Consider the following 15,253-nt stretch of genomic DNA (forward strand, 5'->3'; position numbering starts at 1 on the left):
ATGGTTGAGTTTCTCGTTACGAAGCTGCATGACGCCCACTTCATGACCATGCTGCTGGCGGCCATCGCCGCCAGCGCCACCGTCTACACGCTGGTGATGCCGCTGTTCGCGGGCGAGGGCCTCGCCAAACGCATGAAGGCGGTCGCGAGCGAACGCGAACGCATCCGGCAGCGCGAGCGCGACCGCCTCAACAAGAGCGAGAAGGTCTCGCTGCGGCAGACACCGAAGCAGATCGTCTCCAAGGTCGTCGAGGACTTCAACCTCACCAAATGGCTGGCGCAGGAAACCGCGCGCGACAAGCTCATCATGGCGGGTTATCGCGGCCAGGCGCCCTACATCACCTTCCTGTTCGCACGCATGGTCGCCCCGCTGGTGCTGTTCGTCGGCTCGGTCCTCTACGTCTTCGTGATCGCGCATATGGAGCAGTCGATGCCGATCAAGATCGGCATCTGCGTCGGCGCCGCCTATCTCGGCCTCCAGGCGCCGATGCTGTTCCTGAGGAACGCGATCTCCAAGCGCCAGCTCTCGATCAAGCGCGCCTTTCCCGACGCGCTCGACCTGCTGCTGATCTGTATCGAATCCGGCATGTCGGTCGAAATGGCATTCCGCAAGGTCGCTACCGAGATCGTGGGCCAGTCGATCGCGCTGTCGGAAGAGTTCACGCTGACGACGGCCGAGCTGTCCTATTTGCAGGACCGTAAGGTCGCCTATGAGAACCTGGCAAAGCGCACCGGGCTCGAAGGCGTCAAATCGGTATGTCTGGCGCTTCAGCAGGCGGAACGCTATGGCACCCCGCTCGGCCACTCGCTGCGCGTCATGGCGCAGGAAAACCGCGACATGCGCATGAACGAGGCCGAGAAGAAGGCCGCCGCGCTGCCGCCGAAGCTGACGGTGCCGATGATCCTGTTCTTCCTGCCGGTGCTGTTCGTGGTCATTCTCGGACCGACCGGTATCAAGATCTCCGAGCTGCACTGACGCAACGCGGACCGCATGCGGTCCGCAAGAAGCGTTCAGGATTGGAAGATCGGCCGGATCAGTCGGGCTGGCTGAGCGAGGCGACCGGCGTGCGCTTCGGCGCGCTGCGCGGCGCGTCGCTGCGGCTCAGCATGTCCTTCAGATAGGCGACATTGGCCGCGGCCTGGTCCGGCGGCAGGTCCGCCTTCACGATGGTCTCGGCTTCAGCGAAACGGCCCTGGAGACCGACGACCAGGCCGAGATTCTGCCGCACCCGGCTGCTCGCGCGCGGCGAGGCATTGGCCTGCCGCAGTGCCTCTTCGGCCTTGGGCAGATCCTTCGAGAGCATGTAGGACAGGCCGAGATTGGAGAGCACGCCGGGATCACCCGGTGCGATCTTCAGCGCGCTCGCGTAATAGGAGCGCGCCTCTTCGTGGCGTCCCATCTGATCGAGCGCGGTGCCCTGCACCGAGAGCAGGCGCCAGTCCGGATTATCGGGCGAATGCGCCTTCGACAACACGTCGAAGGCCTGCTGGAAATTACCGTTGTCGGCGAGGGCGCGGCCATACTGGGCGAGCAACGCCTTGTTGCCGGGATTGGCGATGGTCGCCTGCTCCAGCACGGCTGCGGCCTGGGCGCGCTGGCCGTTGGCACGCAAGGCTTGGCCATAGCGGAGCGCGGCGTCGGGATCCTTGGGATTGGCGCGGTAGCGCTCGCCATAGACTTCGACGGCGCGCGCGGGATCGGTGGGGGCGGCTTCCGCCCGCGGCCCGACCGAGCCGGTGGCCTCGGAGAGCTTCGACATGGCCGTGCAGCCGCCGAGGCTAATCGCCACCACCGCGACCAGCGAGGTGGACGCGAGAAGCCGGGCAAGACTGAACCGATGACGCATGCCGCTTTGACTCTCGAGCCGATTGATCGAGCCGAACGCGTCAGCAATAGACTGTTAACCCTAACAGCCGGTTAACGACAGCCTGGCTGCCCCTCATGCCAGCGTCTGCGGCGGCGTCTCTCCGCCGAGGCCAAGATCGAGGCCGAGCCGTTTCACCTGCTCATTCAGATCCCGCAGCAATTGACCCCTTTTGCGCGCCTCCGCGGCGACATCGATGTCGGCGCGCGAGACCCCCGGCAATCCGCAATGCAGATCGTCGCGATGGACGAAACGCCTGGCGCGGAGCTCAATGAGCTGATCGTTCTCGATGCCGAGAGCTGCGGCGGATTGCGCGATCAGCCGCTGCAACAGAAGCCCTACCGCGGCCACCGCCTCAAGCTCGTGCTTGCGCGCCGACCTCGCGAACTTGTTCTCGATATCGGCCCAGGCATTGGCGGTGACGAGATAGGTGTGCAGCGCGTTCGCCCACGACGCCTCGCTGTCAGAATAAAAAACGCGGCGCATCAGCAGCCGGCGGGTCAATGCTGCGACCTGCCCCCGCGTTAGCGTCGTGCATGAGCCGATCTCGATCGCCGATTGGACGGCTGGATCGCGCGAAAAATCCCGGCCCGCCGGCAGGCTGATGACGCCATCCGCCAGGTTGGAATCGAGCGGCGCGAATACGCCGTCATTGCGCGAGCGCGAATAGCGGGTGATCGCGAAGCGATACTCCGTCCGGCCTGCATCGGACTACGGGCCGAAATGGACGATGTTGAAGCCGGCATCGTCTCCCGCCTGTCCGGTCGAGGACGGACAGGAGAGCACGTAGATCGTGCGCCAGAACGCCTCGCCGCCTCCGCCCCGCGCCGCACGCGGATCGGGGATCGAATAGCGGGTCAGCCCCTCGACATGGCGATGCCCATGCAGAACCAGATTGACGTTGAGCGAGGTCGCAGCTTCAAGGAAGGTCGCAGGCGCCGCGAGATACATCAGCGGCTCGTCTGGCGCGCCGAGAAACCGCTTTCCTTCGCCGGTCGCCTGCGGCAACGGATGATGATGCAGCGCCAGCACGCGCACCAGGTTTTCCGCCGGCTCGGCATAGTCGGCGCGTCCCGCCGAACCCATGCTGCCGGCGAGTTCGACGCTCAGCCGGGCCGAATCCGCGACCAGCGCGTGGTAGGTGTTCTCGATGCCGCTCGCCAGCTTCGTGATGCTGGCGCGGTTGGAATCCAGCAGCAGCAGGTCGAGGCCGGCCTGACGGTAGTAGATGCTCTTCGAAGTTCGCGGCAGATGCAGATAATCATAGATGTCGTGGCGGCCCGCACGCTGGCTTGGACGCTTGACGTCGTGATTGCCCGCAACCGCCTGGATGTCGGTGAACAATCCGGTCTGCCGGAACGTGGCGATGACGGCGAGCGCTTCGTCGAGCGCGCGCGGCGTCGGGGCGTCGACGAGATCGCCCGTGATCAGCAGGATGCGGTCGGGAACATCAGCGACATCAGCCAGCGCCTTGCGTATTGCGACGCTGAGCGCCTCGATCGTTGCCAACAGGCGGCCAGACCCGTCCAGATGCAGGTCGGAGATGTGCGCAATAACGAACGATCTATCCATTTTGCGCCGCTTAATCCGCGAATGCTGCGCCGCCCAAACGATGAGAAAAATGCCTTCGAACAGGATCAAGGACGAACAGATCAGGCCGGTATCAGATCCGGCGGGATGCCCCGGGCAGACACCGCGTGCCGCGCGGCACAATCTAAAATATTCGTCAATAATGCCACAACCGCGGCGCTAGTAAAGCCCTGCGGCCGCGCGCTCCTGCACGGCAGTTCTCCGCACGAGATACGAGAGCCGCCTGCCGGAAGTTTCGCCTGATGTGATCAATATTCGATGGTCAGGCGCTTGCGGATTTCGTCGATGCGCTTGTCGAGCGCATCGAACCGGGCGTGAACGGAGCGGTCGTGCAGATAGAAGACGTAGCCGCCGGCGAGAAACGCGAAGATCCAGTGGTGATGCTCGACATAACCAAAAACCGCTTCGACGGCCTGGCCGATGAATGTGACCACACTCCACACAAAGTCCATCGCACGTCCTCCGGCAGGCTTCGTCGTCGACCGGCGGCGATCTCTGCACACCTGACGGCCGCTCTCCGGAACCTAGCATGGCCTCCTTGCGGCGAGTAGCGGCCTCGCTGAACGGTGACAGCAAAGCCGATTGCGGCCGCGGCAAAACTCTGCGAAGTCTCGTGGGCTCGCATGATCTGCTGATCCGGACCCGCCAATGCCTTCAGTCTTCGAGACGTCGTCCACCGCCATCCCGATCACCTTCGTCACCAAGTCGAGCTGGGATCAGGTCGCCGAGACACTGCGGCCGGCACAGCGTCAGTTCGCCACAGCCAGCGCGTTTTCCGGCAAGCCCGGCGGCTACCTGGCGCTGCCCGCACCCGATGGCGCGATCGCACAGGTGCTGTTCGGCCTCGAGGACCACGGCACACGATCGCGAGACCTGTTCCGGCCGGGTGCCCTGCCCGGCCTGCTGCCGCCGGGCACCTACCGCTTCGCCAATGCACCGCACGATGCGCGGCTGGCGGCGCTTGCCTTCGCGCTGGGATGCTACCGCTTCGCGCGCTACCGCAAGGCCGATCGGCCCGACGTCAGGCTGGTGCCGCCCGACGGCGTCGATGCCGCCGAGATCACCCGCATGGCGGATGCCGCGATGCTGGCGCGCGACCTCATCAACACGCCGTCCAACGACATGGGGCCGGAGGAACTCACTGCTGCGGCGCAAGAGCTCGCCACCGAATTCGGAGCCAGCTTTGCCTGCACCATCGGCGAAGAGCTGGCGAAGAATTTTCCGCTGATCCATGCCGTCGGCATGGCCTCCAGCCGCGCACCGCGCCTGATCGACATCGGCTGGGGTGATCCCTCGCATCCGAAAGTGACACTGGTCGGCAAGGGCGTCTGCTTCGACACCGGCGGGCTCGACCTGAAGCCGTCGAGCGGCATGCTGATTATGAAGAAGGACATGGGCGGCGCCGCCAACGTGCTGGCGCTGGCGCGCATGGTGATGGACGCCAAGCTGAAGCTGCGGTTGCGCGTGCTGATTCCGGCCGTGGAGAACGCGGTCGCCGGCAACGCCTTCCGTCCTCTCGACATCTTCACCTCGCGCAAGGGCATCACGGTGGAGATCGGCAATACCGACGCGGAAGGGCGGCTCGTGCTCGCCGACGCGCTGGCGCTGGCCGACGAGGAAAACCCCGATCTCTTGATCGATCTGGGAACGCTGACCGGCGCGGCACGCGTCGCGCTGGGACCGGACTTGCCGCCCTTTTACACCCATGATGAGACGCTGGCCGCCGACGTCGCGCGCTGCGCGGCGCAGGAGAACGATCCGTTGTGGCGCATGCCGCTGTGGCCGCCTTATGATGCGTGGCTGGACTCCAAGACCGCCACCATCACCAACGCGCCTTCCGGCGGCTTTGCCGGCTCGATCACCTGCGCGCTGTTCCTGCAGCGCTTCGTCGAGCAAGCCAAGAGCTGGCTTCACGTGGATATTTACGGCTGGACGCCGACGGCGAAGCCCGCGCGCCCCGAAGGCGGCGAATGCCAGGCCGCGCGCGCCATCTACAGGGTGCTGAGCGAGCGCTATGCATGATCCAAGACACGATCCAAGATTGACGCCGGCGCGGGGCGATCTCGCCGCAAAATATCTCGAAGGCAAGGTGCAGGCCGATCGCTTCGTCACCGGCGAGGAATTCGAGGTGGTCGATTCGGTCGCGCCGATGCGCGAGCAGCCGTCATCCGGCGCGATGCTGATGACGGAGGCGCTGCGCGGCGAGCGCGTGACGGTCTACGACCGCAACGGCGAGGGCTGGGCCTGGGGTCAGCTTGGCGGCGACGGCTATGTCGGCTGGCTGCCAGATGCGGCTCTCGCGACACCGACCGCCGCGCCAACGCACAAGGTGAGCGCGCTGCGGACGCTCGCTTTCCCCGGCCCCTCGATCAAGCTGCCGCCAACCGGTTCGCTGGGGCTAGGATCTAAGCTCACGGTCGCGCGGGAGGATGGCATTTTCGTCGTGACGCGCGAGGGTACGTTCCTGCCGAAGACCCATCTCGCGCCACTCGACCATCGCGAGCCGGATTTCGTCGCAGTGGCGGAGCGTTTCGTCGGCACGCCCTATCTCTGGGGCGGCAAGACCAGCCTCGGCATCGACTGTTCCGGCCTCGTCCAGATCTCGCTGACATCGGCCGGCACCGGCTGCCCGCGCGACAGCGACATGCAACAAGCGGGCCTCGGCCGCTCGCTCGAACCGCACGAGCGAAGTAAGCTACAGCGCGGCGATTTGATCTTTTGGAAGGGGCACGTCGCCATCGTTCGCGATGCCATCACCATGGTTCACGCCAACGCGCATCACATGGCAACGGTGATCGAGCCGATCGAGCCGGCGGTCGCGCGGATCAAGCAAGCCGGCAGCGAAGTCGTCGCGATCAGGCGGCTGTAGCACGCGTCGTCGAAAATGCGTCGCGTCTGCTTTACTGTCGGAAGGCGACATCAAAGCCGCCGCGGCGCAAGTCTACTTGGGCCAAGAGCCGACCAGACTTTGCCTAATCTCTGCCAATGCAAGTGGACTGAGGGCTTGGATCGCGAACAGAGAACGCGCCTGCTATTGCGCCGCCTCAAACAATTCCCATAAGCCAGGAATGCCCTTGAGATCGAACGCGCCACGATCTTCGAACTTCAATCCAGCTCCTGCGACCAAATCGGCCACAACTCGAGATGCGAAGACCTCATCGTTGGTGCCAAGCCGGCTGCGACACTCCAACGCAAATAGACTCTGAAGTCTCGTACGTTGCTCCGGGGGAACAGACGCACGGTCATTCGGGCAACCCGTCACTCGAAAGGCAACCCGCCCTCGGCGGATAGGCACCTCGGCGCAGCCACGGAACAACGTTACAAACTGCGAATTTGCGGAACGAAACGCGTCGTCAGTCTTTCTCTGCACTCGGGAGGTGCCCATGAGTTCTCAGGCCAGAGAAGGCGCGTGCGCGTTCGCTTGGCGGAACTATTTGCTGCTCCACAGTGGCGTCAGCGAGAATGATAACAGGCGTTCCGCCCTCTACCGCTACATCGCCAATCTTCGCGCCGGCGAAGACGATTTCGACCTCATGCAAATCGCCGCGGTCGCCTACTTGAAGAAACTGGATGAACTGCATGACGACCGACGTGCGCGACTCGCGGCCGATCAAGTTTTTGCCGCGTGCTTGGAAGCACGCAATTCACAACCCGAGAGGTGACCTTGGGTCTAACACAGAGCGAAGGAGCGAGCACCATGGCAGACCACAACGAGCCACAACGGCGCATCGCCGCAGCGACAGCAATCGGCATGAATGCCTTGAAGCCGATGATCCGCTTTCAGGTCTCAATGCTGAGAATGTGGGCGGATAGTATTGAGAAGCTCGCGGGCAACTACGAGAAGAAGCTGGAAGAAACAGCGACCACGATCGAGGAACGAGACCAGGAACGCGCCGCGTAGATCAACGCGACTGGCGGGCGTAAGCCCGCTTTGGGCACTGGCAGAAGCGTCTTTCCCGGGGGCTCGTTGCCGCACGCCTGGAATGACGGGCTACGTCGCCACCGACCCATCCGCGGCGGTCTCCAGCCGGAACGCTGCCGCGAACAGCGCACGGGTGTAATCCGTCTTCGGATTCTTGAACAGCTCCGCCGCCTGCCCCTCCTCGACCACCTTGCCGCCGCGCATCACGATGAGATGGCTGGCGAGCGAGGCAACGACGCGCAGATCGTGCGAGATGAACATGTAGGTGAGCTCGCGCCTGCGCTGAAGCTCGCGCAACAGATCGACCATCTGCGCCTGGATCAGCATGTCGAGCGCGCTGGTCGGCTCGTCCAGTACGACGAAATTCGGCTCCAGCACCACCGCGCGCGCGATGCTGATGCGCTGGCGCTGGCCGCCGGAGAATTCGTGCGGATAGCGATAGCGGGTATCTGGCTTCAGCCCAACGTCCTCGAGCGCCTTGACGACGCGCGCCTCGCGTTCCTCGCGCGAGAGCTTCGGCTGATGCACGGTAAGCCCTTCGGCGATGATATCGGCAACCGACATGCGCGGGCTGAGCGAGCCGAACGGATCCTGGAACACGATCTGCATGTCGCGCCGGAACGGCCGCATCTCCTTGAAGCGCAGACCCTGGATATCGTTTCCCAGGAAGACAATGCGCCCGTTGGAGGAGATCAGCCGCAGCAGCGCCAGCCCCAGCGTGGTCTTGCCCGAGCCGGATTCGCCGACGACGCCAAGCGTCTCCCCCTTGCGCACGGCGACGCTGACGCCGTCGACCGCTTTGATGTGGCCGACCGTCTTGCGCATCAGGCCGCGCTTGATCGGAAACCAGACTTTCAGATCATCGGCCGACATCACCACCGGCGCATCCGGCTGCGGCGGCGCGGGATCCGGCTTCGGCTCGGCTGCGAGCAGGTCGCGCGTATAGGGATGTTTCGGGCTCTTGAAGACCTGCTCGACGGGCCCCTGCTCGACGATTTCGCCATTCTTCATGACGCAGACGTGGTCGGCAATGCGGCGCACGATGCCGAGATCGTGGGTGATGAAGAGCAGGCTCATGCCGAGCCGGGCGCGGATTCCGGCGAGCAGCGCCAGGATCTGGGCCTGCACGGTGACGTCGAGCGCGGTGGTCGGCTCGTCCGCGATCAACAGGTCCGGCTCGTTGGCAAGCGCCATCGCAATCATCACGCGCTGGCGCTGGCCGCCGGAGAGCTGGTGCGGATAGCTCTTCAGCCGCGTTTCGGGCTCGGGGATGCCGACCTGCGTCAACAACTCCAGCGTCCGCCGGCGCGCCTCTGCGTTGCTGGTCGGATTGTGCAGCTGGATGATCTCACCGATCTGCGCCTCGATCGTGTGCAGCGGATTGAGCGAGGTCATCGGCTCCTGGAAGATGATGGAGATGTCGCTGCCGCGAACCTCCCGCATCTCTCGCTCCGACTGGTCGATCAGCTCACGACCCTTGAAGCGGATGCTGCCCGAGGGATGCGAGGCGTTCGGATAGGGCAGCAGCTTCAGGATCGAGAGCGCGCTGACCGACTTGCCGGAGCCGGATTCGCCGACCAGCGCCAGGCATTCGCCGCGCTTGATCTGGAACGAGACCTTGTCGACCGCAAGCGTCGTCGCGCCGCCCTGGTGGAAGGCCACCGACAGGTCGCGCACACTGAGCAGGGGCTGGTTGATCGCGTCCATCGGCCTACCTGAACGTCTTGCGCGGATCGAAGGCGTCGCGCACGGCTTCGCCGATGAAGATCAGCAGCGACAGCATGATCGCGACCGAGAAGAAGCCGGAGAAGCCGAGCCAGGGCGCCTGCACATTGGACTTGGCCTGCGACAGCAGCTCGCCGAGCGAGGGCGATCCGGGCGGCAGACCGAAGCCGAGGAAGTCGAGCGCCGTCAGCGTCATCACCGAACTCGACACGATGAACGGCAGGAACGTCATGGTCGCGACCATCGCATTCGGCAGCAGGTGACGGAACATGATGACGGGGTTGGAGACGCCGAGCGACCGCGCCGCCTGGATATATTCGAAGTTGCGCCCGCGCAGGAACTCGGCCCGCACCAGACCGACCAGCGAGACCCATGAGAACAGCAGCAAGATGCCGAGCAGCACGAAGAAGCCGGGCACGAGCACCGAGGACAGGATCAGGAGAAGATAGAGCGAGGGAATCGCCGTCCAGATCTCGATGAAGCGCTGGAAGATGAGGTCGACCCAGCCGCCGAAATAGCCCTGCACCGCCCCCGCCGCGACGCCTATGACCGACGAGATGATGGTGAGGCAAAGACCGAACAGCACCGAGATGCGGAAGCCGTAAATCAGCCGCGCCACCACGTCCCGGCCCTGATCGTCGGTGCCAAGCCAGTTGTATTCGAGATCGCGGCAGCTCTTCAGCCCCTTCTTCTCCACCACCGGCTTGCATTGCGCTTCCGTCAGCATCCAGGTCGGTGGCGACGGCGCCGGCGTCGGCAGATCGAGATTGTGCGTGTCGTAGGAGTAACGGATCAGCGGCCAGACGATGCTGCCGCCCTTATCCTTGATGAGCTTCTGCAGGTAGGGGTCGCGATAGTCGGCGGCGGTCTCGAAATCGCCGCCGAACGTGGTTTCCGAATAGGTCACAAAGGCGGGCCAATACAGGCGGCCGTCGAACTTGATCAGGAAGGGCCGATCGTTGGCAATCAGCTCGGCGAACAGCGAGATCACGAACAGGGCAATGAAGATCCAGAACGACCAGTAGCCGCGCCGGTTGGCCCTGAAGTTCTGCCAGCGCCGCCGGTTGAGCGGCGAAGGCGCGAACGGCTTGCCCGTGATCGGAACGACCTCTCCCAGCGGAGACTGGGTCGTGGTCTCGATCGGCGTCGGTGCGGTGATCGTCATCAGACCTCCCGCGCCTCGAAATCGATCCGGGGATCGATCCACATATAGGTCAGGTCGGAGATCAGGTTGATCACGAGTCCGACCAGCGAAAAGATGTAGAGCGTACCGAACACCACCGGATAGTCGCGGTTGAGCACGCTCTCGAAGCTGAGCAGTCCCAGCCCGTCCAGCGAGAAGATGGTCTCGATCAGAAGCGAGCCCGAAAAGAAGGCGTGGATGAAGGTCCCCGGGAAGCCGGCGATCACGATCAGCATGGCGTTGCGGAACACGTGGCCGTAGAGCACCCGGTTCTCGCTGCAGCCCTTGGCGCGCGCAGTCATGACGTATTGCTTGCGGATCTCGTCCAGGAACGAGTTCTTGGTCAGGAACGTCATGGTGGTGAACGCACCTAACCCCATGGCGATCAGCGGCAGCGTCAGATGCCAGAAATAATCGATGATCTTCCAGTACCAGGGAAATTGCGACCAGCCGTCCGACGTCAACCCGCGCAGCGGAAACCAGTTGAAGAACGAGCCGCCGGCAAACAGGATGATCAGGAGGATGGCGAACAGGAAGCCCGGAATCGCATAGCCGAGCACGAGCACGGTCGACGTCCAGGTGTCGAACCGCGCGCCGTCGTTCACGGCCTTGCGAATGCCGAGCGGGATGGAAATCAGATAGGTCAGAAGCGTCAGCCAGATTCCGAGCGAGATCGAGACAGGCAGCTTCTCCTTGATGAGCTGGAGCACGCTGACGTCGCGGAAATAGCTCTTGCCGAAATCGAAGCGGGCGAAATTCCACACCATCAGCGCGAAGCGTTCCGGCGCCGGCTTGTCAAAGCCAAATTGCACCTCCAGCTTCTTGATGAAGTCAGGATCGAGACCCTGGGCGCCGCGATATTTCGAGTTGATGGCATCGCCGCCGGCCCCTAACTGTCCCGGCGCGCGCTGGGCGAAGTCTCCGCCGCCGGAAATGCGCGAGCTGCCGCCGGTATCGGCGCCCGAGAGCTGCGCGATGACGCGCTCGACCGGGCCGCCCGGCGCGAACTGCACCACGACAAAGGACACGAAGAGAATCCCGAGCAGGGTCGGGATCATCAGCAGGATGCGGCGGGCGATATAAGCGCTCATGACTATTTCGCCTGCTCGAGCTTGGCTGCCTTCGTGCCGTCATGCCACCAGATATCGGGGGCGCCGACGCCATTGGCGTAGCGCGGCAGCTTCTGCGGATGACCGAACTGGTCCCAATAAGCCAGCCGGTGTGTCTTGTTGTACCATTGCGGCACCCAATAACGGCCGGCACGGAACAGGCGATCGAAGGCACGACAGGCGACGGTCAATTCCTCGCGGCTGTCGGCCGCCATGATCTTCTCGATCATGGCATCGATCGCCGGGCTGGCGACGCCCGCCAGATTGTACGATCCCTTGGTGTTCGCGACCTGCGAGGAGAAGAACGAGCGCATCGCATCGCCCGGCGTCGCCGACATGCTGAAACGCTGGATCGTCATGTCGAAGTCGAAATCTTCCTGCCGCGCTCTGTATTGCACGGCATCGACCAGCCGCACGCTGGCCTCGATGCCAAGCGTTCCAAGATTCTTGACGTAGGGCGCATGGTGCGGCTGGAACGAAGGCTCGTCCAGCAGGAACTCGATCCTGAATGGCTCGCCATTCGGCAGCACCCGCTTGCCATCCTTGATCGGCACGCCGGCCTCGTTCAGCAATTGCTGCGCCTTGCGCAGCAGGCTGCGGTCCTGTCCGGAGCCATCCGTGACGGGGGGCGAGAACGGCGCAGCGAACACGTCGTCGGGGACCTGGCCGCGGAACGGCTCCAGCAGCTTCAGCTCTTCCGGCGAAGGCGGACCATCGCCAGCCATGAGGTCGGAATTCTGGAACGGCGACACGGTGCGGGCATAGGCACCGTACATGATCGTCTTGTTGGTCCACTCGAAGTCGAACGCATTGATCAAGGCTTCGCGCACGCGCGGATCCCTGAACTTGTCGCGCCGCGTGTTGATGAACCAGCCCTGCGCACCGGACGGCGTATCGTCGGGCACGACCTCCATCTTGACGCGGCCGTCCTTCACGGCCGGGAAGTCATAGCGAGTCGCCCAGATGCGGGCGGTGAACTCCTCGCGATAGAGATAGCTTTTGCCGGTAAACCCTTCGAAGGCGACATCGCGGTCGCGATAGAACTCGTAGCGCACGACGTCGAAATTGTAGCTGCCGCGACAAACCGGCAGATCGGCCGCCCACCAGTCCTTGACCCGCTCGTATTCGATGTAGCGATTGACCTCGAATCTGCCGACCTTATAGGGCCCCGAGCCGAGCGGAATATCCAGCGTCGATTCATCGAAGGCCCGCGTGGCGTAATACGCCTTGGAGAAGATCGGCAGGCCCGCGACATAGAGCGGCACGTCGCGTGCCCGTCCCTTGGCGAAGGTGACGACGAGTGTCGCATCGTCGAGAGCTTCCGCGCTGGCCATGTCGCGCATCTGCACGATGATCAGCGGATGGCCCTTGGTCTTCAATGCCGTCAGCGAAAACGCCGCATCGTGCGCGGTGAGCCTGGTGCCATCGTGGAATTTCGCCTCGGGCCGCATCGTGAAGCGATAGACCAGCCTGTCCGGCGATATCTGCACCGATCTGGCAGCCAGCCCGTACATCGCGTCCGGCTCGTCGCTGGCGCGCACCATCAGCGGCGCGAACGTCATGTCCATGCCTTGCGCGCCGTCACCCTTCAGGATGAAGGCGTTGAGCGAGTTGAAGGTCTGGTAGGACTGGTTATAGGCGCGCACCGAGGGAATCAGCGAGAACGTGCCGCCCTTCGGCGCGTCCACATTGACATAATCGAAATGATGGAAGTCGGCGGGATATTTCAGATCGCCGAACGCCGAGATGCCGTGGGCCTCGGTGGGCATTTCCGACGCCGCCGCGCCACGCAGTGCCGCGGCGCTCAGCGCACCGCCGACACCTAGAGCCAGCACATGCCGGCGTGAAAGCTGCGCCATGCGCAATTGCTTCCTCAAGAGCGTTTTCCGATGCGCGCCGCCTTTTCCGCGTCATACCACCACAGCGTCGGCAGGCCGGATCGGCCGTATTTCGGCAGCGGCTCGGCATGGCTGAAGCGGTCCCAGCGGGCGTAGCGCGAGAATGGATAGGTGAACTGCGGCACCACGTAGAAATTCCACAGCAGGACGCGATCGAGCGCGCGCGTTGCGGCGACGAGACCGGCCCGGTTCTTGGCGAAGATCACCTTCTCGATCAGGGCGTCCACGGCAGGATTCTTGATGCCGATGGTATTGCGCGCGCCGGGCACGTCGGCCGTCTGCGAGCCCCAGAACTCGCGCTGCTCATTGCCCGGCGAGAGCGACTCGCCCCATTGATCGATGATCATATCGAAGTCGAAGCTGCGCAGCCGGTTCTGGTATTGCGCGTCATCGACCACACGAACCGACGTATTGACGCCGATCCGCTCCAGTGACGGCTTGTAGAATAGCGCGATGCGCTCGGACGAGGGGTCCTGCACCAGGATCTCGACCGTCAGAACCTTGCCCGAGGCGTCGACCAGCTTGTGGTCGCGCACCTCGAAGCCCGCCTCTTTCAGCAGCTTCGCCGCTTCGCGCAAATTGGCTCGCACGGCCTCGGGACTGCCTCCGACCGGATTCTGGTAAGGCGTGGTGAAGACTTCCGGCGGCACCTTGTCCTTGACGGTCTCGAGGATCTGCAGCTCCTCGCCCTGCGGCAGCCCCCTTGCGGCCAGCTCGGTCCCTTCGAAATAGCTGTTGATGCGCTTGTACTGACCGAAGAACAGCTGTTTGTTCATCTCCTCGAAGTCGAAGGCATAGTTGAAGGCGCGCCGCACCCGCGCGTCCTTGAACTGGGGACGCCTGATGTTGACGACGAAGGCCTGCATGCGGCCGGAATCGTTGATCGGAAACTCCTCCTTGATCACCCGCTTCTCGGTCACCGCCGGAAAGTCGTAGGCCGTCGCCCATTGCTTGGCGGAGTTTTCCGCGATCCAGTCGGCCTGGTCGGCCTTGAAAGCTTCCAACGCGACGAGATTGTCGCGGAAAAATTCGAAGCGCAGCTCGTCGAAATTGTTGGTGCCGATCTGGCTCGGGAGATTGGCGCCCCAATGGTCCTTGACGCGTTCGAGCCTGATCGAGCGCCCGGCAACGAATTCCTTGATCTTGTACGGGCCGGAGCCCAGCGGCGGCTCCAGCGTAGTCGTGCCAATATCGCGCTTGCGCCCCTGGGCGTCGGTGCCCTCCCACCAGTGTTTTGGCAGCACCGTGAGCTCGCCGACGATGGTGGGCAGTTCGCGATTGCCGGGCGCATCGAACGTGAATTTGACGTCGCGCTCACCGCTCTTCTCCACCTTGGTCACGTGGCGGTAGTAGGAGGCATACATCGGGCTCAGCTTCTTCAGGCTCTCCAGCGAGAAGATCACGTCCTCCGGCGTCACCGGCTTCCCGTCGTGCCAGCGCGCTTCTCTCCGCAGGCGATAGGTCACCCAGGAAAAATCATCCGGATGTTGCGCGGCTTCGGCCAGTTCGCCGTACTCGGTCGCGACCTCGTCCTGCGCCCGCGTCATCAGCGTTTCGTAGATCATGGCCGCGGCCGGCGCGAGCGAGCCCTTGATGCCGGCCACCGCGATGTTGAAATTGTCGAAGGTGCCGAGCGAGATCATACGGGCGACGCCGCCCTTGGGCGCGTCCGGATTGACGTAGTCGAAGCGCTTGAAATCGGCGGGGTACTTGATGTCGCCGAACAGCGACAGCGCGTGGCGCCAGGGAAGCTCACTTGAAGTCAGCTCACTCGCCGATTGCGCCTCGGCCGCGCCAATGACGGGAACGCCCGCGCCGGAACCGAGAGCGGGGAGCGCGGCAACGGCCGCGCCGGTGAGCAGGAGATCGCGTCGGGTAATGGCCAAATCAACATCCCTGTCTTGAAGGAGGCTACTCCTTTAAGTTCCCAATATAGGCGAGGTTTCGACGGAACATGTTGCT

Annotated in this window: 14 protein-coding genes; 5 read left to right on the forward strand and 9 right to left on the reverse strand. The window is 63.7% G+C overall.

The window, feature by feature from the left end; genetic code table 11:
• The gene (locus JJB99_RS33415) at window positions 1–975 is read left to right on the forward strand and encodes a type II secretion system F family protein (protein ID WP_200496354.1); all 975 of its coding nucleotides are present in this window, start codon (window positions 1–3) and stop codon (window positions 973–975) included.
• Window positions 976–1,033: 58 nt separating this feature from the next.
• On the opposite strand, the gene JJB99_RS33420 is transcribed toward JJB99_RS33415, so the two are convergent.
• The 4 genes from JJB99_RS33420 to JJB99_RS33430 all read right to left on the reverse strand — a co-directional run bounded on the left by JJB99_RS33420 (window position 1,034) and on the right by JJB99_RS33430 (window position 3,906).
• Window positions 1,034–1,846: a tetratricopeptide repeat protein gene (locus JJB99_RS33420; RefSeq protein ID WP_200496355.1), complete on the reverse strand. Its 813-nt coding sequence runs from the start codon at window positions 1,844–1,846 to the stop codon at window positions 1,034–1,036.
• 93 nt (window positions 1,847–1,939) lie between these two features.
• Window positions 1,940–2,368: a hypothetical protein gene (locus tag JJB99_RS36610; RefSeq protein ID WP_246775092.1), complete on the reverse strand. Its 429-nt coding sequence runs from the start codon at window positions 2,366–2,368 to the stop codon at window positions 1,940–1,942.
• 207 nt (window positions 2,369–2,575) lie between these two features.
• Complete coding sequence (locus JJB99_RS36615) at window positions 2,576–3,436, reverse strand: metallophosphoesterase family protein (RefSeq protein WP_246775093.1); 861 nt, start codon at window positions 3,434–3,436, stop codon at window positions 2,576–2,578.
• A gap of 266 nt (window positions 3,437–3,702) precedes the next feature.
• Window positions 3,703–3,906, reverse strand: coding sequence for a hypothetical protein (locus tag JJB99_RS33430; protein ID WP_200496356.1), 204 nt, complete (start codon window positions 3,904–3,906; stop codon window positions 3,703–3,705).
• Window positions 3,907–4,102: 196 nt separating this feature from the next.
• Here JJB99_RS33430 and JJB99_RS33435 point away from each other — a divergent pair, with 196 nt between their 5' ends.
• The 4 genes from JJB99_RS33435 to JJB99_RS33450 all read left to right on the forward strand — a co-directional run bounded on the left by JJB99_RS33435 (window position 4,103) and on the right by JJB99_RS33450 (window position 7,355).
• The gene (locus JJB99_RS33435) at window positions 4,103–5,476 is read left to right on the forward strand and encodes a leucyl aminopeptidase family protein (protein WP_200496357.1); all 1,374 of its coding nucleotides are present in this window, start codon (window positions 4,103–4,105) and stop codon (window positions 5,474–5,476) included.
• Window positions 5,469–6,323, forward strand: coding sequence for an NlpC/P60 family protein (locus JJB99_RS33440; protein ID WP_200496358.1), 855 nt, complete (start codon window positions 5,469–5,471; stop codon window positions 6,321–6,323). Before JJB99_RS33435 ends, JJB99_RS33440 begins: the two co-directional genes overlap by 8 nt.
• Window positions 6,324–6,837: 514 nt before the next feature.
• Entirely contained in the window at window positions 6,838–7,116 is a 279-nt protein-coding gene (locus JJB99_RS33445; protein WP_200496359.1) for a hypothetical protein, read from the forward strand.
• Between the two features lie 35 nt (window positions 7,117–7,151).
• Window positions 7,152–7,355 (forward strand): hypothetical protein, encoded by a 204-nt coding sequence (locus JJB99_RS33450; RefSeq protein ID WP_200496360.1) that lies wholly within the window; start codon window positions 7,152–7,154, stop codon window positions 7,353–7,355.
• 90 nt (window positions 7,356–7,445) lie between these two features.
• Here the strand turns inward: JJB99_RS33450 and JJB99_RS33455 are convergent, their stop codons facing one another.
• From JJB99_RS33455 to JJB99_RS33475, 5 genes are read right to left on the reverse strand one after another with little or no spacing between them, the layout of a single operon-like run.
• On the reverse strand, window positions 7,446–9,083 hold the full coding sequence (locus JJB99_RS33455; RefSeq protein WP_200496361.1) for an ABC transporter ATP-binding protein: 1,638 nt from the start codon (window positions 9,081–9,083) through the stop codon (window positions 7,446–7,448).
• Between the two features lie 4 nt (window positions 9,084–9,087).
• The gene (locus JJB99_RS33460) at window positions 9,088–10,266 is read right to left on the reverse strand and encodes an ABC transporter permease (RefSeq protein ID WP_200496362.1); all 1,179 of its coding nucleotides are present in this window, start codon (window positions 10,264–10,266) and stop codon (window positions 9,088–9,090) included.
• Window positions 10,266–11,375: a microcin C ABC transporter permease YejB gene (locus tag JJB99_RS33465; RefSeq protein WP_200496363.1), complete on the reverse strand. Its 1,110-nt coding sequence runs from the start codon at window positions 11,373–11,375 to the stop codon at window positions 10,266–10,268. Before JJB99_RS33465 ends, JJB99_RS33460 begins: the two co-directional genes overlap by 1 nt.
• 2 nt (window positions 11,376–11,377) lie before the next feature.
• On the reverse strand, window positions 11,378–13,252 hold the full coding sequence (locus JJB99_RS33470; RefSeq protein WP_200496364.1) for an extracellular solute-binding protein: 1,875 nt from the start codon (window positions 13,250–13,252) through the stop codon (window positions 11,378–11,380).
• 14 nt (window positions 13,253–13,266) lie between these two features.
• Window positions 13,267–15,177 carry an ABC transporter substrate-binding protein gene (locus JJB99_RS33475; RefSeq protein WP_200496365.1) on the reverse strand — a complete coding sequence of 637 codons (1,911 nt, stop codon included), beginning with the start codon at window positions 15,175–15,177 and terminating at the stop codon, window positions 13,267–13,269.
• Between the last annotated feature and the right edge of the window lie 76 nt (window positions 15,178–15,253).

It is taken from the genome of Bradyrhizobium diazoefficiens, assembly GCF_016616235.1.
GTDB lineage: Bacteria > Pseudomonadota > Alphaproteobacteria > Rhizobiales > Xanthobacteraceae > Bradyrhizobium > Bradyrhizobium diazoefficiens_H.

Excerpts from the sequence above, each read along its gene's own strand:
- JJB99_RS33445 (WP_200496359.1), top strand. The coding sequence starts at position 6,838 with ATGAGTTCTCAGGCCAGAGAAGGCGCGTGCGCGTTCGCTTGGCGGAAC.
- JJB99_RS33450 (WP_200496360.1), top strand. The coding sequence starts at position 7,152 with ATGGCAGACCACAACGAGCCACAACGGCGCATCGCCGCAGCGACAGCA.
- JJB99_RS33435 (WP_200496357.1), top strand. The coding sequence starts at position 4,103 with ATGCCTTCAGTCTTCGAGACGTCGTCCACCGCCATCCCGATCACCTTC.
- JJB99_RS33430 (WP_200496356.1), bottom strand. The coding sequence starts at position 3,906 with ATGGACTTTGTGTGGAGTGTGGTCACATTCATCGGCCAGGCCGTCGAA.
- JJB99_RS33455 (WP_200496361.1), bottom strand. The coding sequence starts at position 9,083 with ATGGACGCGATCAACCAGCCCCTGCTCAGTGTGCGCGACCTGTCGGTG.
- JJB99_RS33440 (WP_200496358.1), top strand. The coding sequence starts at position 5,469 with ATGCATGATCCAAGACACGATCCAAGATTGACGCCGGCGCGGGGCGAT.
- JJB99_RS33415 (WP_200496354.1), top strand. The coding sequence starts at position 1 with ATGGTTGAGTTTCTCGTTACGAAGCTGCATGACGCCCACTTCATGACC.
- JJB99_RS33460 (WP_200496362.1), bottom strand. The coding sequence starts at position 10,266 with ATGACGATCACCGCACCGACGCCGATCGAGACCACGACCCAGTCTCCG.
- JJB99_RS33420 (WP_200496355.1), bottom strand. The coding sequence starts at position 1,846 with ATGCGTCATCGGTTCAGTCTTGCCCGGCTTCTCGCGTCCACCTCGCTG.
- JJB99_RS33465 (WP_200496363.1), bottom strand. The coding sequence starts at position 11,375 with ATGAGCGCTTATATCGCCCGCCGCATCCTGCTGATGATCCCGACCCTG.
- JJB99_RS36615 (WP_246775093.1), bottom strand. The coding sequence starts at position 3,436 with ATGGATAGATCGTTCGTTATTGCGCACATCTCCGACCTGCATCTGGAC.
- JJB99_RS33470 (WP_200496364.1), bottom strand. The coding sequence starts at position 13,252 with ATGGCGCAGCTTTCACGCCGGCATGTGCTGGCTCTAGGTGTCGGCGGT.